Consider the following 25,106-nt stretch of genomic DNA (forward strand, 5'->3'; position numbering starts at 1 on the left):
CCGCTCGGCGCCTCCTCCCGCCACCCGTCCCGGGGCCCGCTCCGCAGGGCTCCCCGGACCTCATGGCGCGAGCAGCAGATCCGTCTCCCGCTCCTGCTCCAGCATCCGCCGGAGCGGTCCGTCGGCCTCCGCGAGGTCCGCGTACGCACCGCGCTGGACCGTCCGCCCCTCGTCCAGGACCAGCACCTCGTCGACGGCGTCGAGGCCGTGCAGCCGGTGGGTGATGAGGACCGTGGTGCGGCCCTCGGTGGCCCGCAACAGGTCGTCGGTGAGCGCGTCGGCCGTGGCCAGGTCGAGGTGCTCGGCCGGCTCGTCCAGGACGAGGACGGGGAAGTCGGCGAGGAGCGCGCGGGCGAGCGCCAGGCGCTGGCGCTGCCCGCCGGAGAGCCGCGAGCCGTGTTCGCCGACGAGGGTGTCCAGGCCGTCCGGCAGGCCGTCCACCCACTCCAGGAGCCGCGCCCGGCCCAGGGCCGCCCGCAGGTCGTCGTCGCTCGCGCCGGTGCGGGCCAGGCGGAGGTTCTCGCGGACGGAGCTGTCGAAGATGTGGGCGTCCTGGGCGCAGAGCCCCACCAGGCGGCGGACGTCGTCCCCGTCGAGTGCGGTCGCCTCGATCCCACCGATCCGGTACGCACCGGAGTCGGCGTCCAGGAAGCGCAGCAGCACCTGGGCGAGTGTGGTCTTGCCCGATCCGGAGGCGCCGACGACGGCCACCCGTCGGCCGGCCTCCAGGGTCAGCTCGAAGCCGCTGAGCGCCTCGGCCCGCTGACCCGCGTGGCGCGCGGAGAGGCCGGTGACCTCCAGCGGGAAGGGACTCGCCGGCGGCGCGGCGGGCCGCTCGGGCTCGTGTACGGGGGCGGGGGCGTCCAGGACCTCGTACACCCGCTCCGCGCTGCGCTTGACCCGCTGGCGGTACTGCACGGCGAGCGGGAGCCCGGTGACGGCCTCGAAGGCGGCGAGGGGAGTGAGCACGACGACGGCGAGCGTCACGCCGTCGAGGCGGCCGTCCCGTACCGCCTGGACGCCGACTACGGCGGCCGCGGCGACGGTGATCCCGCAGGCGAGCGCGGAGAGGCCGGCGCCGATCGCGGTCGCGGCGGCCTGCCGGGAGGCGATGGAGGTGAGCGTACGGTCGGCCGCGCGGGCCCGGCCGATACGGTCCTCCAGCGCTCCGGCGACCGTCAGTTCGGCGCAGCCGCGCAGCAGGTCGACGACCGTGCCGGTGAGGGCGCCGCGAGCGGGGGCGAGCCGACGCTCGGCATGGCGGGCGATCGCCCCGCTCAGCAGCGGTACGGCCACACCCGCGGAGAGCAGGCCCACGGCGAGGACGGCGCCGGCCTCGGGCAGCAGCCAGGCGGTGAACCCGACGGATCCAACGCCCACGACGAGGGCCGCACCCGCGGGAAGCAGCCAGCGGAGCCAGTAGTCCTGGAGCGCGTCGACGTCCTGGACGAGCCGGGAGAGCAGGTCGCCGCGTCGGCTGCCGCGCAGCCCGGCGGGGGCGATGCGCTCCAGGCGCCGGTAGACGGCGACCCGCAGCTCGGCGAGCATCCGCAGCACGGCGTCGTGGGAGACGATCCGCTCGGCGTACCGGAAGACGGCCCGGCCGATGCCGAACGCACGCGTCGCCGTGACGGCGACCATCAGATAGAGCACCGGCGGTTGTTCGGAGGCCCGGGAGATGAGCCACCCGGAGACCGCCATGAGCCCCACGGCCGATCCCAGCGCCAGGCTGCCGAGCAGCAGGGCGAGCCCCATCCGCCCGCGCAGCTCCCCGGCCGTGGCGCGCACGCGCCCGAAGGCCGACCGCGCGACGCGCGCGTCCGGCCCGTCGCCGGTCCGACCGTCGCCGCGCCGCCCGGCGGCGGGCGTCTCGGCATCGGCATCGGCATCGGCCGGGCTGACGGAATCCGGAGAGGTGACGGGCGTCTCGGGGCCGCTCTGGGCCGGGACCGACGGCCAAGGCTCCGGCGCAGTGGAACCCGACTGCCGCGGCTCGCCCGGAGCACTCGCCCACCCGAGCTCGACCACCCGGTCCGCGACCGCGAGGAGCGCCGGGCGATGGACGACCAGCAACACCGTACGGCCGGCCGTGAGACGGCGTACCGCCTCGACCACGGCCGCCTCCGTCTCGCCGTCCAGCGCCGCCGTCGGCTCGTCCAGGAGCAGGAGCGGCCGGTCGGCCAAGAACGCGCGGGCCAGGGCGAGGCGCTGGCGCTGGCCCGCCGAGAGCCCGGCACCGTCCTCCCCGAGCTGCGTCTCCACACCCTCCGGCAGGGACGCGAGGAACCCGTCCGCACCGGCGTCGCGCAGGGCCTTCCGTACCGACGCGTCGGAGGCGTCCGGGCGGGCCAGCCGGACGTTCTCGGCGATGGTGCCCGCGAACAGGTACGGCCGCTGCGGCACCCAGGCGATCCGCGACCGCCACTCCTCCACGTCGAGCGAGCCGAGCTCCGCGCCCCCCACGCGGACCGAGCCGCCCTCCTCCGGTGCGGCGAACCCCAGCACCACATCGAGCAGGGTCGACTTGCCGACGCCGCTCGGCCCCACCAGGGCGACCGTCTCACCGGGCTCCACCACCAGCGAGGCCGCGTCCAACGAGGCCTCCGAGCGCCCCGCGTGACGCACGGTCACGTTCTCCAGCTCGATCCTGGTCGAGGTCGGCACCGCGTCCGTACCGTGCTCGGTCGCGGCGGTCTCCAGGACCTCGAAGATCTCCTCGGCGGCGGCCAGCCCCTCTGCCGCAGCGTGATACTGCGCCCCCACCTGCCGGATCGGCAGATAGGCCTCGGGCGCCAGGATCAGGATCACCAGCCCCGTGTACAGGTCGAGCTCGCCGTGGACCAGCCGCATACCGATCGTGACCGCGACCAGGGCCACGGACAGCGTCGCCAGCAGCTCCAGGGCGAAGGAGGAGAGGAAGGCGATACGGAGCGTCTTCATCGTCGCGCGCCGGTACTCCGAGGTGATCGCGCGGATCGACTCGGCCTGCGCCTTCGCCCGCCCGAACACCTTGAGGGTCGGCAGCCCGGCCACCACATCGAGGAAGTGGCCGGACAGCCGGGACAGCAGCTTCCACTGACGATCCATCCGGGCCTGGGTGTACCAGCCGATGAGGATCATGAAGAGCGGGATGAGCGGGAGGGTCACGACGATGATCGCCGCGGAGATCCAGTCCTCGGTGACGATCCTCGCCAGGACCGCCACCGGTACCACCACCGCCAGTCCCAGCTGGGGGAGATAGCGCGAGAAGTAGTCGTCGAGCGCGTCGACACCACGCGTCGCGAGGGCAGCGAGCGAGCCGGCCTTCTGGCCGCTGAGCCATCCCGGCCCGAGCGCGGCGGCCCGGGCCAGCAGCCGCCCCCGCAGTTCGGACTTGACCGCCGCGCTCGCCCGATGGGCGGCCAGCTCGGTCAGCCAGGAGACCAGCCCCCGCCCCGCCGCCACTCCGGCGAGCAGCAGCAGGGGCGTGGTCAGGTCGGAAACCGACAGGCCCTTCTGGAAGGACCCCACCACCACCTCGGCGATGAGCATCGCCTGGGCGACGACCAGCGCCGCCCCGGTCAGGCCGAGCGCCACGACCGCTCCGAGGAAGAAACGGGTGGCCTTGGCGTAGCGGAGCAGACGCGGATCGATCGGTTTCACGTGAAACATCCCCCACTCAGTGAGCGGCGTCGGCCGCGATGTGCTGGGTGCCGATCCGCTTGCGGAACACCCAGTAGGTCCAGCCCTGGTAGAGCAGCACCAGCGGGGTGGCGATGGCCGCGCACCACGTCATGATCTTCAGGGTGTACGGGGTCGACGACGCGTTCGTCACGGTAAGGCTCCACTCCGGATTGAGCGAAGACGGCATGACGTTCGGGAAGAGAGTGAAGAAGAGCATCGCCACCGCCGCGGCGATCGTGATGCCGGACAGCGCGAACGACCAGCCTTCCCGCCCGACCTTGATCGCCCCGATGGCGCCGACCAGCGTCACCACCGCGACGAGCATGGCGCCCAGGCTCCAGCTGTCGCCCTTGTCCACCTGGGTCCAGAGGAGGAAGCCCAGCGCGAGGACTGCCGTGACCAGACCCAGCTTCAGCGCGAGCGCCCTGGCCCGGGCCCGGATGTCCCCCACCGTCTTGAGCGCGGCGAAGACCGTGCCGTGGAAGGTGAAGAGGGCGAGGGTGACCAGACCGCCGAGGATCGCGTACGGGTTGAGCAGGTCCCCGAAGGTGCCGACGTACTCCATGTCCCGGTCGATCTTGACGCCGCGCACGAGGTTGCCGAAGGCGACGCCCCACAGCACGGCGGGGATCAGGGAGGTCCAGAAGATGGCCTCCTCCCAGTTGCGCTGCCAGTCCTCGTCGGGCCGCTTGGCCCGGTATTCGAAGGCGACACCGCGGATGATCAGACAGACCAGGATGATCAGCAGCGGCAGGTAGAAGCCGGAGAAGAGCGTGGCGTACCACTCGGGGAAGGCCGCGAAGGTCGCCCCGCCGGCGGTCAGCAGCCACACCTCGTTGCCGTCCCAGACGGGCCCGATCGTGTTGATCAGGACCCGCTTCTCGGTACGGCCGCGGGCGAGCAGCTTGGTGAGGACGCCGACGCCGAAGTCGAATCCCTCCAGGAAGAAGTAGCCGATCCAGAGGACGGCGATGAGTACGAACCAGACGTTGTGGAGTTCCATGCCTCGATCTCCTGAGCCTCAGTACGAGAAGGCCATGGGCCGGTCGGGGTCGCGGTCGTCCCCGCCGATCTTGGTGGGCGGGTTGAGGTCGGCCTCGGTGAGCTCGGGCGGTCCGGCCTTGACGTACTTCACGAGCAGCTTGACCTCGATGACGGCGAGCACGGCGTAGAGCAGCGTGAAGACGATCATCGAGGCGAGGACCTCGCCCTGTGAGGTGCCCGGGGAGACCGCGTCCCTGGTGCGGAGCACGCCGTAGACGACCCAGGGCTGGCGGCCCATCTCGGTGAAGATCCAGCCCCAGGAGTTGGCGATGAGCGGGAAGGCCATGGTCCACAGGGCGACGATCCAGTACCACTGGGTGAACTTGGGGCTGAGCGCCTTGCGCTTGAACAGCACCAGATTCGGCACCTCGTCCTCACCGGTCCGCATCCCCGGCGCCAGCATGAACTTCTTGCGGGTCAGCCAGAGGCCCACCATGCCGATGGCCAGCGAGGCCATGCCGAAGCCGATCATCCAGCGGAAGCCCCAGTACGCGACGGGGATGTTCGGCCGGTAGTCACCGGGGCCGAACTTCTCCTGCTCGGCCTTGTTGATGTCGTTGATGCCCGGGACGTACGAGCTGAAGTCGTCGTTCGCCAGGAAGGACAGCAGTCCCGGGATCTCTATGGCCACCTTGTTGTGACCCTTGTCGACATCGCCGTACGCGAAGATCGAGAACGGCGCAGGGGCCTCACCGTCCCAGAGCGCCTCGGCGGCGGCCATCTTCATGGGCTGCTGCTTGAACATGACCTTGCCGAGCAGGTCACCGCTGATGGCGGTGCCGAGTCCGGCGATGATCAGCGTGATCAGGCCGAGCCGCAGCGAGGTCCGCATGACCGGGACGTGCTTCTTGCGGGCCAGGTGGAAGGCGGAGATACCCACCATGAAGGCGCCGCCGACCAGGAACGCGGCCGTCATGGTGTGGAAGAACTGGGTGAGCGCGGTGTTCTGCGTCAGGACCAGCCAGAAGTCGGTGAGCTCGGCTCGCCCGCGCTCCGCGTTGATCCGGTAGCCGACCGGGTGCTGCATCCAGGAATTGGCCGCCAGGATGAAGTACGCGGAGAGGATCGTGCCGATCGACACCATCCACATGCAGGCCAGGTGGATCCTCTTCGGCAGCTTGTCCCATCCGAAGATCCACAGTCCGATGAACGTGGACTCGAAGAAGAACGCGATCAGCGCCTCGAAGGCCAGCGGCGCACCGAAGATGTCGCCGACGAAGCGGGAGTAGTCGGACCAGTTCATGCCGAACTGGAACTCCTGCACGATGCCGGTGACGACACCCATAGCGATGTTGATCAGGAAGAGCTTGCCCCAGAACTTCGTCGCCCTGAGGTACTTCTCCTTCTCCGTCCGCACCCAGGCTGTCTGGAGGCCGGCGGTGAGCGCGGCGAGGGAGATGGTCAGGGGAACGAAGAGAAAGTGGTAGACGGTGGTGATGCCGAACTGCCATCGCGCCAGAGTCTCGGGCGCTAGAGCTAGGTCCACGTCATCTTCTCCTTACATCGCCGTGGGGACGTCGGCAGTGTGCCCCTTATGTCCCACCCATTACGGGAGGAACGAGACACGCTTGTGAACGCGTTCACATTCACAAGCATTATGGCTCATACGAAATCCGTACGTAAGACCGGGGTACCCCTACTCGAAGGTCACCTCTTCCCCCGACCTTCAACATATTGTTGAATCGGGGCCATGACCCTTCGGATCCGTATCTCCTGGCCCGCCGGACACACCACGGCGACCCTCGACGAAACCCCCACGAGCAAGGCGCTCGCGGGGGCTCTCCCGATCATCTCCACCGCCCGCACCTGGGGCGAGGAGGTCTACTTCGACACTCCGGTCTCCACCGCCGTCGAGGACGACGCACGGCAGGTGGTGGAGCCGGGCACAGTCGCCTTCTGGACCGAGGGCGACGCCCTGGCGCTCCCCTACGGCCCCACCCCGATATCCCGGGGCGACGAATGCCGGCTGGCGAGCCCCTGCAACCTGCTGGGCTCGCTGGACGGCGACCCACGCGTCCTGGCCACCGTCAGGGACGGCGACCCGATCCGCGTCGAGCTCGCCGACGCCTGACCACGCTCGGCCGCTCAGCCGTCCTTACGGAAGCCCTCCGTCGTCTTCAGGAACAGGTCGTTCGCCTCGCTCTCACCGATCGTGACGCGCACGCCCTCACCCGCGAACGGCCGCACCACCACGCCGTGCCGCTCGCACTCCGCCGCGAACTCCACCGTCCGCTCGCCGAGCCGCAGCCAGACGAAATTCGCCTGGGTGTCCGGAACGGTCCACCCCTGGGCCACGAGCCCCGCGTGGACCCGCTCGCGCTCGGCCACCAACGAGCCGACCCGTCCGAGCAGTTCGTCCTCGGCCCGCAGCGAGGCCACCGCCGCGTCCTGCGCCAGCTGACTCACCCCGAACGGCACCGCCGTCTTGCGCAGCGCGGCCGCCACCGGCTCGTGGGCGATCGCGAAGCCGACCCGGAGCCCCGCCAGACCGTACGCCTTGGAGAACGTACGCAGCACGGCGACGTTCGGACGGTCGCGGTACAGCTCGATGCCGTCCGGGATGTCCGCGTCGCGGACGAACTCGCGGTACGCCTCGTCGAGCACCACCAGGACGTCGGAGGGCACCCGGTCCAGGAACCGCTCCAGCTCGGCCCTGCGGACCGCGGTGCCCGTGGGGTTGTTCGGATTGCACACGAAGATCAGCCGGGTCCGGTCCGTGATCGCCTCGGCCATCGCGTCGAGGTCGTGCACCTCGCCGTCGGTCAGCGGCACCTCCACCGGGGTGGCCCCGCTGATCTGCGTGATGATCGGATACGCCTCGAAGGACCGCCAGGCGTACATCACCTCGTCGCCCGGCCCCGCGGTGGCCTGGATCAGCGACTGGGCCACGCCCACCGAGCCCGTACCGGTGGCCAGGTGCCCGAGCGGCACCCCGAAGCGGTCCGAGAGCTCGTTCATCAGGCCGGTGCACGCCATGTCCGGATACCGGTTGAACGTGGAGGCCGCGGTCAGCGCGCTCTCCATCACACCCGGAAGAGGCGGATACGGGTTCTCGTTCGAGGAGAGCTTGAAGGCGACCGGACCGCCCGAAGCGGCCGGCTTGCCCGGCTTGTAGGTGGGGATCCCGTCCAGCACGGCGCGCAGCTTCGGTCCGCCCGCGCCCGCCCCACCCGTACCGCCTGCTCCGGCGGTGTCGCTCACTGCGCTCACTGTGGCCTCCTCGACCGTCCGTACCACCAATGCTCCTCACCTTATGAGGATTCGCCTCCGCTGCGAATGGGCTGTGGACAACCGATGGCGGACGCTGTGGACAACCAGGGGAGCGCGCGCTTGGGTGGCGCGCGCCGGTGGCGGGCGCCGTGGCGCGCGTCGCCCGTAGAGGTGAGTTGAGACCTCTTCGAGACATGGCCCCCTCAGCAGGTCCACACGGGTCGACAACCACAGATCACGCAACAGGACCCATAACTCTCTTATCTTCCAAGGCGATTGACCCTTGTTGATCATGCAGAAACGTGCCTGTCAACGAGTGAATATGCGAGCGTCCCAACCACCCGCCCTCGCCCTACTATCGGCTCGCCATGACAGCAGCAGGGAAGCACCAGGTGAGCCGGGCACAGACCCGGGGAAGCCGGCAGGGGCGGGCGGGCATCCGGGATGTGGCCGCCGCCGCCGGGGTCTCCATCACGACTGTCTCCGACGCGCTCAACGGCAAGGGCCGGCTCCCGGACGCCACCCGCCGCCACGTCCGCGAGGTCGCAGACCGGCTGGGCTATCGCCCATCCGCAGCGGCCCGCACGCTCCGTACCGGCAAGTCGGGCCTCATCGGCCTGACCGTGACGACCTACGGGGATGAACCTTTCACCTTCACCGAATTCGCGTACTTCGCGGAGATGGCCAGAGCCGCCACATCGGCAGCGCTCGCCCGTGGCTATGCCTTGGTCATCCTCCCCGCCACCTCCCGCCATGACGTCTGGTCGAACGTCGCCCTCGACGGCACCGTCGTCATCGACCCCTCCGACCACGACCCGGTCGTCACCGAGCTCGTCCGCCAAGGCCTGCCCGTCGTCTCCGACGGACGCCCCGCCGGCACGCTCCCGGTGACCGCCTGGGTCGACAACGACCACGAAGCCGCCGTCCTCGACCTCCTCGACCACCTCGCCGACGCCGGTGCCCGCCGGATCGGCCTCCTCACCGGCACCACGACCGACACGTACACCCGCCTGTCCACCACCGCGTACCTCAACTGGTGCGAGCGGGTCGGACAGGACCCCGTCTACGAGGCCTATCCGGCGCACGATCCGTGCGCGGGCGCCGTCGCGGCCGACCGGCTGCTCGCCCGCCCCGACCGACCCGACGCCGTCTACGGACTCTTCGACCCCAACGGAACCGATCTGCTGGCGGCAGCCCGCCGCTACGGACTGCGCGTGCCGGAGGATCTGCTGCTGGTCTGCTGCAGCGAGTCGACCGTCTACGCCAACACGGAACCACCCATCACGACCCTCTCGCTCAAACCGCGCCGGATCGGCACGGCCGTCGTCCAGCTCCTCATCGACGCCATCGAAGGGGTCGACACCGACGGACCGGTCGAGCAGGTGATACCGACCGAACTCATCGTCCGGACGTCCTCGCAGAGGCGTTCGCCACGAACGACGGTCAGCCCGCCCCGGTCACCCACGAAGGACTGAGGGTCGGCTTCGGGGCCGTGCCGGGCACAAACTCCGGCCCGGCCCTGCTCCGACCCTGGACCGGACCTTCTCAATTCGGGCGAAACAACCGGTGAACCCGGAGTGGACCCGGATTCACCACCCCTGGTGCGTCACACAGGCGGACCCTCATTCCTATGATGGGCGCACGACACCGCGGACCGCCCCGACCAGGCCGGTCCGCGATGTGCAGGGCATCGCGACGGTGGTGGAGGGGTCGATGACTCAGGGGGCCGGGCAGGAACCCGTGGTGCGCACGGCGACATTGCGTGACTTCCGCGTACCGCCGTACGCCCGGGTGCCCGTACAGGGCCAGTCCCCGGAGCCTCCGGAAGGGCATGCCGTCGTACCCGACGAGCCCTTCCGGCCCGTCGCCGATCCCACCCTCCATCTCGGCCTCGGCCTCGGCCCCGCGGCCCTGGCCGACATCGCGCCCCCGGTCTCGCTCTCCGCGACCGTCGCGGACCACGTCGGGCAGGTGAACCAGGTGAACCAGGTGGGCCACGCCGGTCACCCTGGGAACGCCGGTCAAGCCGGTCACCCCGGTCAAGCCGGTCACCCCGGTCACACCGGTCACACCGGTCACCCCGGGAACGCGTTCCCGGACGACGAGATCCCCGAGGGCTACACCCCCACCGAACGCGACCTCCCGGTGATCAACCGCGGGGACACGGTCCAGGTCCAGGTGGACCCGGCCTCCGCCCCCGCCCCCGCGCCCGCCTCGGTCGGCGAGGGCCCCGGCCCGCTCTACGTGGTGGGTGACGTCCACGGCTACCTCGACGAACTCGTCGCCGCCCTGCGCGAGCAAGGGCTCATCGACGACGACGGCGCCTGGGCCGCGGGCAACGCCCGCCTCTGGTTCCTCGGCGACTTCACCGACCGCGGCCCGGACGGCATCGGCGTCATCGACCTCGTCATGCGCCTGTCCGCGGAGGCCGCCGCCGCCGGCGGGTACTGCAAGGCCCTGATGGGCAACCACGAGCTGCTGCTCATCGGCGCCAAGCGCTTCGCGGACACTCCGGTCAACTCCGGCGCCGGCACCGCCACCTTCCAGGCGGCCTGGCTGCTCAACGGTGGCCAGAAGCACGACATGGACCGCCTCCAGGACGTCCATCTGCAGTGGATGTCCCGGCTCGACGCCGTGGTGGAGGAGGACGGGCATCTGCTGATGCACTCCGACACCACCGCCTACCTCGATTACGGCAGCACCATCGAGGACGTGAACGAGACCGTCCACGAGATCCTCACCCGCAACGACGCGGACGAGGTCTGGGACCTGTTCCGCAAGTTCACCAAGCGCTTCGCCTTCCGCGACGACGCCGGTCCACAGGCCGTCCAGGAGCTGCTCACCACCTACGGCGGCCGTCGCGTCGTGCACGGTCACAGCCCCATCCCGTACCTCCTGGGCCAGGTCGGCACCGAGGACGGCGAGGGCGGCTCGGACCCGGTGGTCGACGGCCCGCACGTCTACGCGGACGGGCTGGCGATCGCCATGGACGGCGGTGTGACCATGGCCGGAAAGCTGCTGGTCGTCCAACTTCCCCTGAACGGCTGACGCATAACGCTGCGCATCCGGGGAAGTCGATTTCAGGAAACCCCCTGTCACCCTGCGCCATAACCGCAATACCATCGGGACATCCGTAGCAGGCTCTCCTCCGTTTCCGCCCAACTGGCCGTATCCCACGGTCAGAACGGCCCTACGGAGCATCGGGGGATGCACATGAACGTGGCTCCGCACCTGCTGACCGAGGATCGATCCGAGTACGAGCGCATCCTCGACGACGCACTGCGCAACGCGTACGCCCATCCCGATCTCGCCGAGATCGGCAAACGGCTCACGGCCGGCCAACTGCGCACGATGGCGCTGAACGCGACAGCGCTGATCACCGCCGCGGCCGCCGTCGAGTACGACCACTTCGTGAAAATACGCGAAGAGGTCCGGTCACCGAGTGGTACGAGCGTGATGGACGCCGTCCTGACGGCGGACGGAGACGGGGCGAGCGGCGGCCCGGGCGCGGGCCTCGTCGCGATCGTCACGGTCCTCGCGCCGGTCCTCGCCGGCCCGGCCGCACTGATATTCCTGCTGGTCGGGGCCGTACTGAAGGTGTTGGCGCCCACGCTCACCTTCGCCGACACCCTGCTGACGGCCGGCTGGTTCTTCGCGGCCGTCGCCGCCGCGGGCCTCTTCTGCGCCGCCGTCGGGCTGCTGCTGACGGCGCTGCGCAACCGCTCCACGGAAGTGGCCGCGAGCGATCCACCCCACAGGGAAGCGGACGACGAGCTGTTCCGCGCCCGCGAGGCCTGGCGCCGCGCCCTGCTGGAACGAGGCATCCTGCCGTTCCTGCGCGACGCCCTGGCCGCGGCAGGACCGGCGGTACCGCCGGCTGTGCCGCCGCCGCGCACGGACCGCATACCGAAGATCGGCTACAGCGGGCCGAACTTCTCCAGCCCGAACGAAGGCTCCGCCGGGACGCGCCCGAGGTATGCGAGCCCCGACTTCAGCAGCCCGGACTTCACCGGCCCGGAATTCGGCGCGTCGGAACGCCGACCGGACTGAGCCGGGAGACCGGTACGGCGCACGGCTCGCACGGACGGACGGCTCGCACGACTCGCACGGACGGACGGCTCGCACGGCTCATACGGACGGACGGCCGCCCCCGGCCGCCCGGCCCCCGGCCCCGGGCCCCCGGGCCCCCGGCCCCCGGCCTCCGGCCTCCGATCAGAGGATCCCGGCTCGCCCCGCTGCCGTGATCCAGGACGGGAACTCGGACAGAAGCCGGTCGTACAGCTCGGCGTCGGGCACCCTGCCGATGTCGTCCACCGCGAAGAACCCCACGTTGTCGACCCGCCGCCCGGCCATGGTGTCGAGGCGTTCCAACACGCCGTAGTGGGAGCGCCCGAGCCCGACGAACTGCCAGAAGATCGGTTCCTCCACCGCCTCGCGCAGCTCGCGTTCGATCTGCGCGTTGCGGTACACGCCCCCGTCGGAGAAGAACAGCACGAGCGTGGGTGCGGCCGCCGGGTTCTCCCGGACGAAGGACCGGATCTGGGCGATCGCCTTCTGCTCCTCGTTCTGGATGCCGATGTCCCGCATGTCGACCTGGCCGGGCGCAAGACCGCTGCGGGGCTTCCGGCTCCGTCGGAAGAGGGCGAGCTCGCCGACCCGTACATGAAGCCGCAGCCAGTCCGGGAGCTCACCAAGGCGCAGGTCCGGCAGCCGCGCGGCGTTCGAGGCGAAGGTCCAGGCCTGCATCTCACCGTCGTCGTCCAACTGCGCGGCAACGGCCGCCATCCGCTCCACGACGTCCGCCACGATGCCCTTGGAGTAGAGGGCGGACATCGAGCCGGAGGCGTCGAGGACGAGGACGACACGGGCGGTGACCCCGGCCGCACCGTGCTTGCGCAGGCTCACCGCCACCAGCTCCTTGCGCAGCGACAGCCGCTTGCGCATGTCGACGGGCAGCCGCTCGACGTCCTTCTCGAAGCGCGGCCCGTCGGCCACGACCGGCGGCGCCTGCCGTACAGCGGCGGGGACAGGAGCGGGAGCAGGAGCAGGGGCGACCGCAGGTGTCGTCGGCGCCGTCGGCTCCTCGTCGACGCTGATCCCGAAGTCGGTGGCGAGACCGGCCAGACCGGAGGCGTACCCCTGCCCGACCGCCCGGAACTTCCACTGCCCCGCCCGCCGGTACAGCTCGCCCCCGATGAAGGCGGTCTCCGACGTCGCCGTCATCTCGAAGCGGGCGACCTCCGCCCCCGTACCGCCGTCGAGCAGCCGTAGTGTCAGCCCGGACATCTGGCCGAACGTCCCGCCGTCCGCCGACGCGCACAGCACCACCCGGTCGACGGCGGGCTCGACCCCGCGCAGATCGACCTCGACGGTGTCGGTGGTCGCACCTGCCTCCTGCCGCTTCCCGAGGTGGCGTACGGACCCGGAGGAGTGGGTCGGTTGGTTGTAGAAGACGAAGTCGCCGTCGTCGCGCACCCGTCCGGCCTGGGTGAGCAGCAGCGCCGAGCCGTCGGCGTCCGGCGCCCCCGCCCCGGCGGCCCAGGAGAGCACGACTCGGACCACGGCCGAGGCGACCGGAACGTTGGCGCCCTTGCTCAGGGAACTCGCAGTCATGCCGCCAGTCTGCCCAGTCCGACGCTCCACGGGAACGACTTCGACAACGGGCCCGCGATCCCCCCGGGTCGCGGGCCTCCCTCGTCGTCGCCGGGCCCCACTCGTCGCCGGGCCCCACTCGTCGCCGGGCCCCACTCGTCGCCGGGCCCCACTCGTCGCCGGGCCCCACTCGTCGCCGGGCCCCACTCGTCGCCTCCGACCGCACTCGCCGTCACGGGCCCCACTCAGCGCCCAAGCCCCACTCGGCGACCGGGCCGAGCCCCGCTCAGCGTGCTCGCCGAGCCCCGCTCGCCGTCGCAGGCCCCGCTCGTGGTCCGAGCCGCGGTCTACTCCGCCATCGGCAGGTACACCCGGTTACCGGAGGCCGCGAACTCCTTGGACTTCTCCGCCATGCCTGCCGCGATCTCGTCCGACTTCAGGTCGCCGCCGTGCTCGCGGCGGATGTCCTGCGAGATCTTCATCGAGCAGAACTTCGGACCGCACATCGAGCAGAAGTGCGCGGTCTTCGCGGGCTCGGCCGGCAGCGTCTCGTCGTGGAACTCACGGGCGGTGTCCGGGTCGAGCGCCAGGTTGAACTGGTCCTCCCAGCGGAACTCGAACCGCGCGTCCGACAGCGCGTCGTCCCACTCCTGCGCCCCCGGGTGCCCCTTCGCCAGGTCCGCCGCGTGCGCCGCGATCTTGTACGTGATGACACCGGTCTTCACGTCGTCGCGGTTGGGCAGGCCCAGGTGCTCCTTGGGCGTGACGTAGCAGAGCATGGCCGTGCCCCACCAGGCGATCATCGCGGCGCCGATGCCCGAGGTGATGTGGTCGTAGGCGGGCGCGACGTCCGTGGTCAGCGGACCGAGGGTGTAGAACGGCGCCTCCTCGCAGATCTCCTGCTGGAGGTCGATGTTCTCCTTGATCTTGTGCATCGGGACGTGGCCCGGGCCCTCGATCATCGTCTGCACGTTATGGCGCTTGGCGATCGTGTTCAGCTCGCCGAGCGTGCGCAGCTCCGCGAACTGGGCCTCGTCGTTGGCGTCGGCGATCGAACCGGGGCGCAGGCCGTCGCCCAGCGAGTACGTGACGTCGTACGTCGCCAGGATCTCGCAGAGCTCCTCGAAGTTCGTGTAGAGGAAGTTCTCCTTGTGGTGCGCGAGGCACCAGGCGGCCATGATCGAGCCGCCGCGCGAGACGATGCCGGTCTTGCGACGGGCGGTCAGCGGGACGTACGGCAGCAGCACGCCGGCGTGCACCGTCATGTAGTCGACGCCCTGCTCGGCCTGCTCGATGACCGTGTCCTTGTAGATCTCCCAGGTCAGCTCCTCGGCCTTGCCGTCGACCTTCTCCAGGGCCTGGTAGAGCGGCACGGTGCCGATCGGCACGGGAGAGTTGCGCAGCACCCACTCGCGCGTGGTGTGGATGTTGCGGCCGGTGGACAGGTCCATGACCGTGTCGGCGCCCCACTTGGTCGCCCACGTCATCTTCTCCACCTCCTCCTCGATGGAGGAGGTGACGGCGGAGTTGCCGATGTTGGCGTTGACCTTCACCAGGAACCGCTTGCCGATGATCATCGGCTCGATCTCCGGGTGGTTCACGTTGGCCGGAAGGACGGCCCGACCTGCCGCGATCTCCTCCCGTACGACCTCGGGCGAGACGTTCTCGCGGATCGCGACGTACTCCATCTCCGGGGTGATCTCGCCCCGGCGGGCGTACGCGAGCTGGGTGACGGCCTGGCCACCGCGGCCCCGGCGGGGCTGGCGCGGACGGCCGGGGAAGACCGCGTCGAGGTTCTTCAGGCCCCCGCGCGGCGAGGTGTGCTTGATGCCGTCGTCCTCGGGGCGGACCGGGCGGCCCGCGTACTCCTCGGTGTCGCCCCGCCCGATGATCCAGTTCTCGCGCAGCGGCGGCAGGCCCCGCCGTACGTCGGTGTCGATGGTGGGGTCGGTGTACGGACCGGACGTGTCGTACAGCGTCACGTCCTTGCCGTTGGTGAGGTGCACCTGCCGGACGGGCACGCGGAGGTCGGGGCGCGAACCCGCGACGTACCCCTTGTGCCAACCCGGCTTGCGCTCGTCCTGGCCGGCGTTCTCGCTGGTGGCAGGCGTGCGTGCATCCTGAATGGTCATGAGACCGATCTCCCTACGCCGGCATTACCCGGTAACAGGTTCGGCGGTCGGCGCAGCCTCTTCCCGTACGTACATCCAGTACGCGCGTACGGTGATCAGCGCCCTCTCAGCCCGGTGCTCCGAGCTCCCGCGTGTGCAAAGGTGCCACCACGCTAGCGTCAATCCGGCCGTGCTGAACAGTGGGCCCCCGCCGTTCTTGCGATGATCGGTCGGTGACTTCCTCGCAGCAGACCCCAGAACCCGACGGTCATGACGGCCACGGCGCGCATGGCGACGCGGGCCATGGGCATGGCCACAGCCACAGCCATGGGCCGGCCGCGCCCGTCTCCCGGCACCTGCGCAGAGTCATCGCCGCTGTCCTGATCCCGTTCGCCACGGCGGTGGTGGTCGGGCTCGTCGTCCTGTGGCCGGGCGGCGCCCCCGAGCACGAGCGCACCGGCGTCGGCTTCGACCGGCAGACGTACCAGGGCAAGGTCGTCTCGGTGGAGCACGTCGACTGCGCGGACGTGAACGCCGCTCAGGTCCCGCCGACCGGTGACACCTCCACGCCCGAGGGGCGCGAGGCGGTCAACGCCCAGCAAGGGGAGTGCGAGAAGGCGACGATCGAGGTCACGAGCGGTCCGGACAAGGGGCGTACGTTCGTCGAGATCGTGCAGCCGGACGCCCCGCGTCAACTGGACGACGGGCAGGGCGTGGTGGTGGCGTACGCGCCGGACGCCCCGCGCGACCTGCAGTACTCGGTGACGGATGTGAACCGCAAGGTTCCGCTGGCGGTGCTCGCCTTGATCTTCGCCGTGGCGGTCGTGCTGGTCGGCCGGATGCGCGGGGTGATGGCGCTGGTCGCGCTCGCGGTGAGCTTCATGATCCTGACCTTCTTCATCCTGCCGGCGATTCTGCAGGGATCGAATCCGCTGGTGGTCGCGGTGGTCGGGTCCAGTGCGATCATGCTGATCGCGCTCTACATGTGCCACGGGCTCTCCGCCAGAACCTCGGTCGCGGTCCTCGGGACGCTCATCTCGCTGATGCTGATCGGGCTGCTGGGCTCGCTCTTCATCGGCTGGGCCTCGCTGAGCGGCAACACGGACGACAACACCGGTCTGATCCACGGCCTCTACCCCGAGATCGACATGTCCGGGCTGCTGCTGGCGGGCATCATCATCGGTTCGCTCGGTGTCCTCGACGACGTGACCGTGACCCAGACCTCGGCGGTGTGGGAGCTGCACCAGGCCGACCCGCGAATGGGGCCGCGTGGGCTCTACCGGGCGGGCATCAGGATCGGCCGCGACCACATCGCGTCCGTGGTGAACACGCTGGTCCTCGCCTACGCCGGTGCGGCCCTGCCGCTGCTGCTGCTCTTCTCGATCGCGCAGAGCAGTGTGGGGACGGTGGCCAACAGCGAACTGGTGGCGGAGGAGATCGTCCGCACGCTGGTGGGGTCGATCGGTCTGGTCGCCTCGGTGCCGGTCACGACCGTGCTCGCCGCGCTCGTCGTCTCGGCGGACCGGCCGGGCGCGCCGGGCGGGCAGGGTGCGCGGGGCGGGCAGGGTGCGCCGGGTGCGCGGGGCTCGTTGGAGAAGCGTTCATCCAGGGGTGGGCGCCGCCGCCGGGCCAAGTGACCGGGCGCCGGGCACATGACCGGGCGGCGCCGACCTGCGCCGAAGAGCCGGTCCCAGTGACCGGGTGGCGCTGCCCCGGCGTCGGAGAACCGGTCCGAGGGACCGGACCCGTGCCGACCTGCGTCGGAGAACCGGTCCGAGGGACCGGGCCTGGGGCCCCCGCAGCCCCGGGACCGGTCCTTCAGCCGGCGTTCTCCTCCGCGAGGATGCGGCCGAGAGCCGCCTCCAGGTTGTCCTCGAAGTCACCCAGGGTCCGCTCCTGACCGAGCGGAACAAGCTTGTCCGTCCGGTCGAGGAAGGCGACCAGCGGCGGAGCGCTGGCCCGGAACAGGGCGCGGTCGCTGCCGACCTGGAGCCGGATGGCGACGTCCGAAAGGTCCTCGGGGTCGGTCGGCGCGATGTGCACATCGCCGTCCCCGCTCGGTCGGTTGATCCCGTCGAGCAGCAGCTCCCGGCCGAACGCCCAGGTCACGGGCGCGTCTCCGGGAAGGTGGAACGTCATCCGCACCGCGTAGGGATCCCGGGACTCGTAACGCAGTTCCACCGGGATCCTGAACGAGAGCTCCTCGGAGACGAGGAAGCTCATCAGGACCTCGGCCTGAACCGACTCTCGCATCATGTACCCCGCAGTCGATGGTGCAGTTGTGTGAACACGGCTGCTGAAAGCTGCAATCAAAACGGCCAGGAATGATCCCCCTGGCCCTCTTGACGCAATCGTGCTGGAAGGCCTAGCAGATCACAAGGAGTGATTTTTCAGATACTGATAGAGAAAGCGAAGGAACTGAGCAGCCTTCCGATCTCGTTGCGTAGCCGATCGACCGCGGGCAGCAACCGTTCTTCCTGGTGAAGGGGGAGGGAAATCGCCATCGCGGCCGCTGTGGACCCCGCCGTGATGGGGATCGCGGCACAAACTGTGCCGAGCGCATATTCCTGACGTTCCACCAGGGGTTCCATTCGCCCCATACCGCCCAAACGATCCAAAAGGGCACTCCGGTTACTCACCGTGTACGGAGTGATGGTTTCCACGGGATGGCGGTCGAGGTGGTCTTGACGGCTTCTCAGATCCAGTTGACTGAGCAGACACTGCCCGATCGCGTGCGCGTGACCCGTCTCGCGGAAGTCGGCCCACTCGTCCACAGCGGGGGCGGCGGGGGTGTCGGCGACGGCGACGAGTTCGATCTCGCCCTCGCGGTAGATCGCGAAGTAGACGGGCACCCCGATCTCGTCCCGCCAGTGCGCGAGTGAGTCCTCGATCTTGGTGCGACGATTCTGCAGAACTCCGCCGCCGGCCAGACGTCCGGCCGCGTCGCCGAAGACGAACACGCCCTTCTCCCGGCGCAGATAGCCCTCGTGTGTCAGGGTGCGGAGCAGGTGGTACGCGGTGGGCAGCGGGAGTCCGGCCTCACGCGCCAGCTGCTTGGCGGGGGCTCCGTCCTCGTGGGAGCCCACGGCCTCCAAGAGTCTCAGCGCCCGCTGCACCGAGCCGATCAACGTGGGAACAGCGGACTGCGTAGCCGTGGCCAAAGGTCACCCCCAGGCATGACGACGGGTGCCGTACACCCGCCCGCGGGGGCCGCCCCCGCGCGCCCGCCGCGGCCTGGGAACCGGTGGGGCCCGGTGGCGGGCCCGCCCGGGACCGGCGGACATCCGCGGATCAGCGCGGAAGGCCGGGCCAGCTTTCCCGGGGGCGGCAGAGATTTTCCACCCTAAGGGCAGCTCCCAGGCCTGACCTTGGATTCCTGCGCCGCGTCCCTCGGCCGGGCTAACGCCCGGCACGCCGGCCCCTACCGGCGGGTAGAGCGTGCTACCAGTCCTCGCGCGAGGTCGACGAGGACATGTACTTCCGCACCACGTAGACCAGTCCGCCGACCAGCGCGACGAAGATCAGCACCTTGAAGAGCAGACCGATCACGAACGTCGCGACGCTGGTGATCAGGCCACCGAAGACGAACAGGGCGATGACGGGTATGGCGACCCACTTCACCCACCAGGGCATCCCCGCGAGGATCTCTCGTACCGCCATCCTGCTGACCTCATCTCCCGAAGCGTCCGTCCTCCCGCGCACTCTGCGCCGGACACCTTCGATGCTAGGCGCGGCGCCTGGGCCGTGGGGGCCCCGAAGCCCTTGCTCTCCCCTGATCCGCCCCCTAGGGGAATTCAGCCCTCCGGCGGCGAGAAGACCACCATGACCCGCAGGTCCTCGGTGATGTGGTGGAACTTGTGGGCCACCCCGGCCGGCACGTAGACGACACTGCCCCGCGCCACCTGCGTCGTCTCCATCCCCACCGTGATCGCGGCCCGCCCGCTGACGACGAAGTACACCTCGTCCTGACCGTGCGGCTGTTGGGGGTCGAGCGAGCCGGCGTCGAGCGCGTACAGACCGACGGACATGTTCCGCTCCCGCAGGAACTGGAGGTACGCACCGTCGTTGGCGGCGCGCTCCGCTTCCAGTTCTTCCAGCCGGAATGCCTTCATGGTGCTTTCGCCCCTGCCCTTGGCCCGATCGTGTCTGCCACGATCAGACACATGATGAATTTCGTAGTCAAGACGCTCGCGAACGCGGGCGCCCTGGGTGTGGCCATCTGGCTGGTCCCCGACATCACGCTCACCGGTGACAGCACCGCCAACAAGGCCTGGACGCTGATCCTCGTCGCCCTGGTTTTCGGGCTGGTGAACTTCTTGGTGAAGCCGATCGTCAAGCTGATCTCGCTTCCGCTGTTCATCCTCACCCTTGGCCTGATCACGCTGGTGATCAACGCCCTGATGCTGCTGCTCACCTCCTGGCTCGCCGATCAGTTCGACCTGAGCTTCCACGTGGAGGGCTTCTGGACCGCCGTTCTCGGCGGACTGATCATCGCCGTCGTCTCCTGGGCGCTCAACGTCCTGCTCCCCGAAGGGGACTGAGTGCGCCCGCACACCGTTGTGGAGTGTCTGAGCATGGTTGAGGCGGCGAGCGCGGGACTGCCGGCCGCCGTACGCGAGAGTGTGGAGGAACGGGCGGTATGAGCACGGACACGTTCGACGGCGCCGAGGAGATCGGCGCCGTCGGCGACGGGACACGGGCGGTACGGGCGGGGCTTCCCGAGCCGGTGAAGTACGAACCGACACTGCCGGGGCCGGTCTTCGCCGCCCACTTCCACCTGCCGGGCGACCCCACCGGCCCCTATACGTACGGGCGGGACGAGAACCCCACCTGGACCCATCTGGAACGAGCCATCGGCGAGCTGGAGGCACCGGGGGAGACGGGCGTCGAGACGCTCGTCTTCGCCTCCGGCATGGCCGCCATCTCCGCCGTGCTGTTCTCGCAGTTGAAGGCCGGTGACGCGGTCGTCATGCCGGCGGACGGCTACCAGGCGCTGCCGCTGCTCCACGAGCAGCTCAGGGCGTACGGGATCGAGGTTCGCACCGCCCCCACCGGCGGCGACGCCCAGCTCTCCGTGCTCGAGGGTGCGCGGCTGCTCTGGATCGAGACGCCCTCCAATCCCGGGCTCGACGTCTGCGACATCCGCCGCCTGGTGCGGGCGGCGCACGACGGCGGCGCGCTGGTCGCCGTGGACAACACCCTGGCCACCCCGCTCGGCCAGCGGCCCCTGGAGCTCGGCGCCGACTTCTCCGTCGCCAGCGACACCAAGGGCATGACCGGGCACGGCGACATCCTCCTGGGCCATGTCAGCTGCCGCGATCCGCGGCGCGCGGCCGAGGTGCGGCGCTGGCGCAAGGTCGTCGGCGCGATCCCCGGCCCCATGGAGGCCTGGCTCGCCCACCGCTCCCTCGCCACGCTGCAACTCCGCATCGACCGTCAGTGCGGCTCCGCGCTGACTCTCGCGGAGGCCCTCGGCAAGCGGAGCGAGGTGACCGGTCTGCGGTACCCCGGGCTGCCGGACGACCCCTCGCACCCGGTGGCGGCGGCGCAGATGCGGCGCTTCGGCCCTGTGGTCTCCTTCGTGCTCCCCGACCAGGACTGGGCCGAGCGGTTCCTCGACGGGCTGCGGATCGTGGACGACGCGACCAGCTTCGGCGGGGTGCGCTCGACCGCGGAGCGGCGCGGGCGGTGGGGCGGCGACGCCGTGCCGGAAGGGTTCATCCGCTTCTCCGTCGGTGCGGAGGACCCCGAGGACCTGATCGCGGATGTGCTGCGCGCTCTCGACGCGGCGGAGGCTGCCGCGGCCCACTGAGCGGCTTCGTAGGGATCGGGGCGCTCCGAGCCTCCCCCCTCATGGCTCGGAACGCCCCTCGGTTCCACGCGCGGAGACCGCCTGAACAAGGCTAGTTGACTCTGCGTCAGTGTCCAATCACGGTAACGACAGAGGCCTATCGACTTATTTATAGTTGGACGGGTCCTGAGGCGCCGTCAGCCGACCGCCTGAGTCGAACGGCCGCACCGGCCGGGAGGGGGCGGACATGGACCTCGCCCTGCTGCGCACCTTCGTCACGGTGCACCGGGCCGGCTCGTTCACCCGCGCGGCAGCCCTGCTCGGACTCTCCCAGCCCGCGGTCACCAGCCAGATCCGGACCCTGGAACGACAGCTGGGGCGCCCTCTGTTCCTCAGACAGGCCCGTGGGGTCACCCCCACCACCATCGGTGACGAGCTCGCCCACCGCGCCGCCCCGCATCTCGACGCCCTCGTGGAGATCGCCGAAACGGGTCTGGACGAGGAGAACGGGGTACGCACCCTCCATCTCGCCGGGCCTCCCGAGTTCACCTCGGCGCGCGCCCTGCCCGCCCTCACGCCGCTGATCTCCCAGGGGCTCGCCGTGCGGGCCGCCTTCCCCGCCACGACGGAGGAGATCCTCGACGGGCTCGCCGCGGGCCACCACGATCTGGCCATCGCCACCACCCGCCCGCGCGGCGGGCTCTTCGGCTCCACGCCCCTCTGCGACGAGGAGCACGTGCTGGTCGCCGCGCCGCGCTGGGCCGCCCGGCTGGCCCCCGACGTGCTGCTGCGCAAGGACGCCGTGGTTCTGGAACAGCTGCCGGTGGTGGAGGTCCACGAGTCGCTGCCCTTCGTCTCCCGCTACTGGGCGGCCGTCTTCGAGACGAAGCCGGCCGCGGCCGCCACCGTCGTGGCACCCGACCTGCGGGCCGTCCTGGAATCCGCCGCCGCCGGAGCGGGCCTCGCGGTCCTGCCCCGTTATCTGTGCGAGGACGCCCTGGAGCAAGGCCGCCTGGTGGCTCTGCTCGATCCGCCGGTGCCCCCGCTACGGACCTACTTCCTGGTCGTCCGCACCGGAACGCTGGCGCTGCCGCACCTCGCGAGGGCCCACGAGTGGCTCCTGCGAGCCTCCGGGGCCTGGTGAGTTTCAGGACAGCCGTGGCGGGCCATTTTCTTCCCATGACCGAACGTCCTGTGGTCAAGCGCACCGCACGCGCCATCCTGCTCGATGGAAACGACCTCATCCTCATCAAGCGCACGAAGCCGGGGGTCGATCCCTACTGGGTGACGCCCGGTGGCGGCGTCGAGCCCTCCGACACGACCGTCGTAGAGGCCCTGCACCGCGAGGTGGACGAGGAGCTCGGCGCCAAGATCACCGATGTGGTCCCCTGCTTCGTCGACACCGTCGAGCACATCGTCGACGGCGGTGTGTCGGGGGTAAAGGTCCAGCACTTCTTCGTCTGCCGGCTCGAATCGATAGACCTCTCGCTTCGGCACGGCCCGGAGATCGAGGAACCGGTGGGTGAGTACGAGGTCGTCCGGGTGCCGTTCACCCGGATCGGCATCGCCGCCGTCCACCTCGTACCGCTCTCCCTGCGTCACTACCTGGACGGCAACATCGAGGGGGTCCGCGCGATGCACGCCCCCGACCTCGGCTGAAGCCTCTCGCGAGTAAGGCCCACGACATCCGCTGGGGGGTGTCTTGTGGATCGAGCCCGCCACGATCCACACGACACCCCCTAGGACGCGAGGTCCGCCAGGAAGTCGTGGCGGATCCGCTCCGCCGGGATCCCGATCCCCCGCAGGGTGTCCACCCCGCGCCGGATCATGCCGGGCGGCCCGGACAGATAGGCCTCGTACTCGTTCCACGGGCCGTACCGACGCACGGCGTCCGGCAGCTGCCCCTGGTCCTCGGTGACCGGCCGCACCGACAGCCAGGGGTACGTCTGCTGGAGCCGCATCATCGTGTCGATGTCGTACAGGTCGTGGTCGCTGCGCGCCCCGTAGAACACCTCCACACGGCGCCGGTCTCCGTGCTCGGCGACGTCCTCGACCAGCGCCCTGATGGGGGCTATGCCGGTGCCACCGCCCAGACAGAGCAGCCCGTTGTCCGTCGAGTGGTCGACGGTCATCGACCCGGCGGGCGGCCCGAGGCGCAGGACGTCACCGGGTCGGGCGTGGTGCACCAGGGCGTTCGAGACCCAGCCGGCCGGGACCGCCTTCACGTGGAGGGAGAGCAGCCCGTCCGGCCGTGGCGCCGAGGCGAAGGAGTAGTGCCGCCAGATGCGCGGCCACCAGGGGGTCTCCAGCGTCGTGTACTGCCCGGCGAGGAAGGGGTACGGCTGGTCGGGGCGGAGGGTGATCACCGCGATGTCCGACGTGCGCAGATCGTGCGAGACCACCTCTGCGTGCCACCAGGGGGGCGCGTGAAGCTCGCTCTCGGCCGCCGCGTCGATCATGATCTGCGAGATCGTGGTGTACGTCCGCACCCATGCGGCCTGCGTCTCCTCGTCCCAGGTCAGGACGGCGTACCGAACCAGCGCGCCGATCAGCGCCTCACCCACCGCCGGATAGTGGGTCGCGTGCGTGCCGTACTTGCGGTGCCCGCGGCCCAGGTTCTGCAGGTACTCGGTGAGGACGGGGGCGTTGTCCATGTGCTCGGCCGCCGTCAGCAGCGCCTTGAGGAGACGGTCACGCTGGGCGTCCATGGCCGCGGGGAACATCGCGCGCAGCTCGGGATGGCGGACGAAGAGCAACGCGTAGAAGTACGAGGTCACCTTGTCGGCGACGGGTGCGATCTCGGCCAGGGTGCGGCGGATGAGGATCGCGTCGGTGGAGGGGCCCGGGGCTATCCGGGGCGGTGCCTCGCCGTCGTCGTGCACGGCCTCTTCCATCGTGTGCCTCGCCTCACGCCTGCGGCTCTTGTCGCCGCAGCTTGGCAGTTTCGACCCCCGGTTCGGACAGAAAGTGGAATTCTCGGGCATTCACCCCGTGACTGAGGCTAGGCTGCGCTCTTTCGGACCAGGTCGTACGCCTCTCGCAGGTCGCCCCCGGTGTAGGCATGGCGCGAGAGCCCGGCCAGGTGATGGTCGGCGTTGACCGCCACGTTGAGCGGAACGGCGGCGAAGAGCTGCGCGTCGGACATCGAGTCGCCGTACGCCACACAGTCCTCCCACCCCACTCCGAACTCCCCGCAGAGCTGGCGTGCGATGCGCACCTTCGCCGCAGCATCAAGAATGCTCGGCCGGTGGATGGGCTGGGTGAACGGCACCGACGGCCAGCCGGAGCCGTGGGCCGCATCAGCGCCCCAGTCGAGGAGTCGCTCGACGAAGAAGTCCGGCGACAGGGAGATGACGGCGCACCGCCCGCCCTCTTCGTGGATGTCCGCCCAGACCTCGCGAATGCCCGCCAGCCAGGGAGCACCCTCGAAGGCAGCCGTGACCTGCTCCGGCGTGAGCGCGGACCAGAGTGCGTGGGCCTGGACCGCGAACTCATCGGGCGTCATCCCGTCCAGCAGGAAGCCCCTCTCCAAGGCGGCGATCTCCTCGGAGAGCCCGAGCTGCCGCGAGATCTCCACCGCGGCCGCCGACCCACGGATGAGCGTCCCGTCGAGATCAAAGAGATGGAGCCTGCCCCGGCCCAGGGAACTCGTCATGTACGCCGAGGTTAGTACGTGCGGTTACTCCCGCCGTCAG

General features: G+C 70.2%; 21 protein-coding genes and 1 riboswitch. Of the genes, 9 read left to right on the plus strand and 12 right to left on the minus strand.

Going from position 1 to position 25,106, the window contains the following annotated elements; translation table 11 throughout:
- Positions 1-60: 60 nt before the first annotated feature.
- From cydD to ACIPPS_RS19785, 3 genes are read right to left on the minus strand one after another with little or no spacing between them, the layout of a single operon-like run.
- The gene (cydD, locus tag ACIPPS_RS19775) at positions 61-3,642 is read right to left on the minus strand and encodes a thiol reductant ABC exporter subunit CydD (protein WP_401433553.1); all 3,582 of its coding nucleotides are present in this window, start codon (positions 3,640-3,642) and stop codon (positions 61-63) included.
- A gap of 16 nt (positions 3,643-3,658) precedes the next feature.
- Complete coding sequence (gene cydB, locus ACIPPS_RS19780; RefSeq protein WP_401433556.1) at positions 3,659-4,666, minus strand: cytochrome d ubiquinol oxidase subunit II; 1,008 nt, start codon at positions 4,664-4,666, stop codon at positions 3,659-3,661.
- 18 nt (positions 4,667-4,684) lie between these two features.
- Entirely contained in the window at positions 4,685-6,193 is a 1,509-nt protein-coding gene (locus ACIPPS_RS19785; RefSeq protein ID WP_401433558.1) for a cytochrome ubiquinol oxidase subunit I, read from the minus strand.
- 204 nt (positions 6,194-6,397) lie between these two features.
- On the opposite strand from ACIPPS_RS19785, the gene ACIPPS_RS19790 reads away from it, so the two are divergent.
- A complete protein-coding gene (locus ACIPPS_RS19790) occupies positions 6,398-6,778 on the plus strand; it encodes a cyclophilin-like fold protein (protein ID WP_401433561.1) in 381 nt (126 codons plus the stop codon).
- A gap of 14 nt (positions 6,779-6,792) precedes the next feature.
- Here the strand turns inward: ACIPPS_RS19790 and hisC are convergent, their stop codons facing one another.
- The gene (gene hisC, locus ACIPPS_RS19795; protein ID WP_401434612.1) at positions 6,793-7,908 is read right to left on the minus strand and encodes a histidinol-phosphate transaminase; all 1,116 of its coding nucleotides are present in this window, start codon (positions 7,906-7,908) and stop codon (positions 6,793-6,795) included.
- Between the two features lie 377 nt (positions 7,909-8,285).
- Between hisC and ACIPPS_RS19800 the strand changes: the two genes are divergently transcribed.
- The 3 genes from ACIPPS_RS19800 to ACIPPS_RS19810 all read left to right on the plus strand — a co-directional run bounded on the left by ACIPPS_RS19800 (position 8,286) and on the right by ACIPPS_RS19810 (position 11,967).
- Positions 8,286-9,392, plus strand: a complete 1,107-nt coding sequence (locus ACIPPS_RS19800; protein ID WP_401433564.1) for a LacI family DNA-binding transcriptional regulator — start codon at positions 8,286-8,288, stop codon at positions 9,390-9,392.
- Positions 9,393-9,615: 223 nt separating this feature from the next.
- Positions 9,616-10,965, plus strand: coding sequence for a metallophosphoesterase (locus ACIPPS_RS19805; protein WP_401434614.1), 1,350 nt, complete (start codon positions 9,616-9,618; stop codon positions 10,963-10,965).
- 159 nt (positions 10,966-11,124) lie between these two features.
- Positions 11,125-11,967, plus strand: a complete 843-nt coding sequence (locus ACIPPS_RS19810; protein WP_401433567.1) for a hypothetical protein — start codon at positions 11,125-11,127, stop codon at positions 11,965-11,967.
- 162 nt (positions 11,968-12,129) lie between these two features.
- Here ACIPPS_RS19810 and ACIPPS_RS19815 read toward each other — a convergent pair whose 3' ends face one another.
- Together ACIPPS_RS19815 and thiC are read right to left on the minus strand one after the other, a co-directional pair.
- The gene (locus tag ACIPPS_RS19815; RefSeq protein ID WP_401433570.1) at positions 12,130-13,530 is read right to left on the minus strand and encodes a VWA domain-containing protein; all 1,401 of its coding nucleotides are present in this window, start codon (positions 13,528-13,530) and stop codon (positions 12,130-12,132) included.
- Between the two features lie 326 nt (positions 13,531-13,856).
- On the minus strand, positions 13,857-15,641 hold the full coding sequence (gene thiC / locus ACIPPS_RS19820; protein ID WP_401433573.1) for a phosphomethylpyrimidine synthase ThiC: 1,785 nt from the start codon (positions 15,639-15,641) through the stop codon (positions 13,857-13,859).
- A riboswitch (TPP riboswitch) is annotated at positions 15,635-15,782 on the minus strand. Its footprint overlaps the gene before it by 7 nt.
- A gap of 71 nt (positions 15,783-15,853) precedes the next feature.
- Between thiC and ACIPPS_RS19825 the strand changes: the two genes are divergently transcribed.
- A complete protein-coding gene (locus ACIPPS_RS19825; protein WP_401433576.1) occupies positions 15,854-17,257 on the plus strand; it encodes a YibE/F family protein in 1,404 nt (467 codons plus the stop codon).
- Between the two features lie 181 nt (positions 17,258-17,438).
- Here the strand turns inward: ACIPPS_RS19825 and ACIPPS_RS19830 are convergent, their stop codons facing one another.
- The 4 genes from ACIPPS_RS19830 to ACIPPS_RS19845 all read right to left on the minus strand — a co-directional run bounded on the left by ACIPPS_RS19830 (position 17,439) and on the right by ACIPPS_RS19845 (position 19,732).
- The gene (locus ACIPPS_RS19830; RefSeq protein WP_401434617.1) at positions 17,439-17,873 is read right to left on the minus strand and encodes an SsgA family sporulation/cell division regulator; all 435 of its coding nucleotides are present in this window, start codon (positions 17,871-17,873) and stop codon (positions 17,439-17,441) included.
- A 137-nt stretch (positions 17,874-18,010) separates the two neighbouring features.
- On the minus strand, positions 18,011-18,781 hold the full coding sequence (locus ACIPPS_RS19835; protein WP_401433579.1) for an IclR family transcriptional regulator: 771 nt from the start codon (positions 18,779-18,781) through the stop codon (positions 18,011-18,013).
- 280 nt (positions 18,782-19,061) lie between these two features.
- The gene (locus ACIPPS_RS19840; protein ID WP_401433582.1) at positions 19,062-19,280 is read right to left on the minus strand and encodes a DUF5326 family protein; all 219 of its coding nucleotides are present in this window, start codon (positions 19,278-19,280) and stop codon (positions 19,062-19,064) included.
- A gap of 134 nt (positions 19,281-19,414) precedes the next feature.
- A complete protein-coding gene (locus ACIPPS_RS19845) occupies positions 19,415-19,732 on the minus strand; it encodes a cupin domain-containing protein (RefSeq protein ID WP_401433585.1) in 318 nt (105 codons plus the stop codon).
- 51 nt (positions 19,733-19,783) lie between these two features.
- Here ACIPPS_RS19845 and ACIPPS_RS19850 point away from each other — a divergent pair, with 51 nt between their 5' ends.
- The 4 genes from ACIPPS_RS19850 to ACIPPS_RS19865 all read left to right on the plus strand — a co-directional run bounded on the left by ACIPPS_RS19850 (position 19,784) and on the right by ACIPPS_RS19865 (position 23,070).
- Positions 19,784-20,161 (plus strand): phage holin family protein, encoded by a 378-nt coding sequence (locus tag ACIPPS_RS19850; RefSeq protein ID WP_401433588.1) that lies wholly within the window; start codon positions 19,784-19,786, stop codon positions 20,159-20,161.
- A gap of 98 nt (positions 20,162-20,259) precedes the next feature.
- Positions 20,260-21,432 carry a cystathionine gamma-lyase gene (locus tag ACIPPS_RS19855; RefSeq protein ID WP_401433590.1) on the plus strand — a complete coding sequence of 391 codons (1,173 nt, stop codon included), beginning with the start codon at positions 20,260-20,262 and terminating at the stop codon, positions 21,430-21,432.
- Positions 21,433-21,658: 226 nt separating this feature from the next.
- Positions 21,659-22,555 carry a LysR family transcriptional regulator gene (locus tag ACIPPS_RS19860; RefSeq protein ID WP_401433593.1) on the plus strand — a complete coding sequence of 299 codons (897 nt, stop codon included), beginning with the start codon at positions 21,659-21,661 and terminating at the stop codon, positions 22,553-22,555.
- Positions 22,556-22,590: 35 nt separating this feature from the next.
- A complete protein-coding gene (locus ACIPPS_RS19865; RefSeq protein ID WP_401433596.1) occupies positions 22,591-23,070 on the plus strand; it encodes an NUDIX domain-containing protein in 480 nt (159 codons plus the stop codon).
- An 80-nt stretch (positions 23,071-23,150) separates the two neighbouring features.
- Here ACIPPS_RS19865 and ACIPPS_RS19870 read toward each other — a convergent pair whose 3' ends face one another.
- Both ACIPPS_RS19870 and ACIPPS_RS19875 read right to left on the minus strand, forming a co-directional pair.
- Positions 23,151-24,395: a globin domain-containing protein gene (locus ACIPPS_RS19870; RefSeq protein WP_401433599.1), complete on the minus strand. Its 1,245-nt coding sequence runs from the start codon at positions 24,393-24,395 to the stop codon at positions 23,151-23,153.
- Between the two features lie 17 nt (positions 24,396-24,412).
- Positions 24,413-25,066, minus strand: a complete 654-nt coding sequence (locus tag ACIPPS_RS19875; RefSeq protein ID WP_401433602.1) for an HAD family hydrolase — start codon at positions 25,064-25,066, stop codon at positions 24,413-24,415.
- Positions 25,067-25,106 lie beyond the last annotated feature (40 nt).

Source organism: Streptomyces sp. NPDC090127 (assembly GCF_044746945.1).
GTDB lineage: Bacteria > Actinomycetota > Actinomycetes > Streptomycetales > Streptomycetaceae > Streptomyces.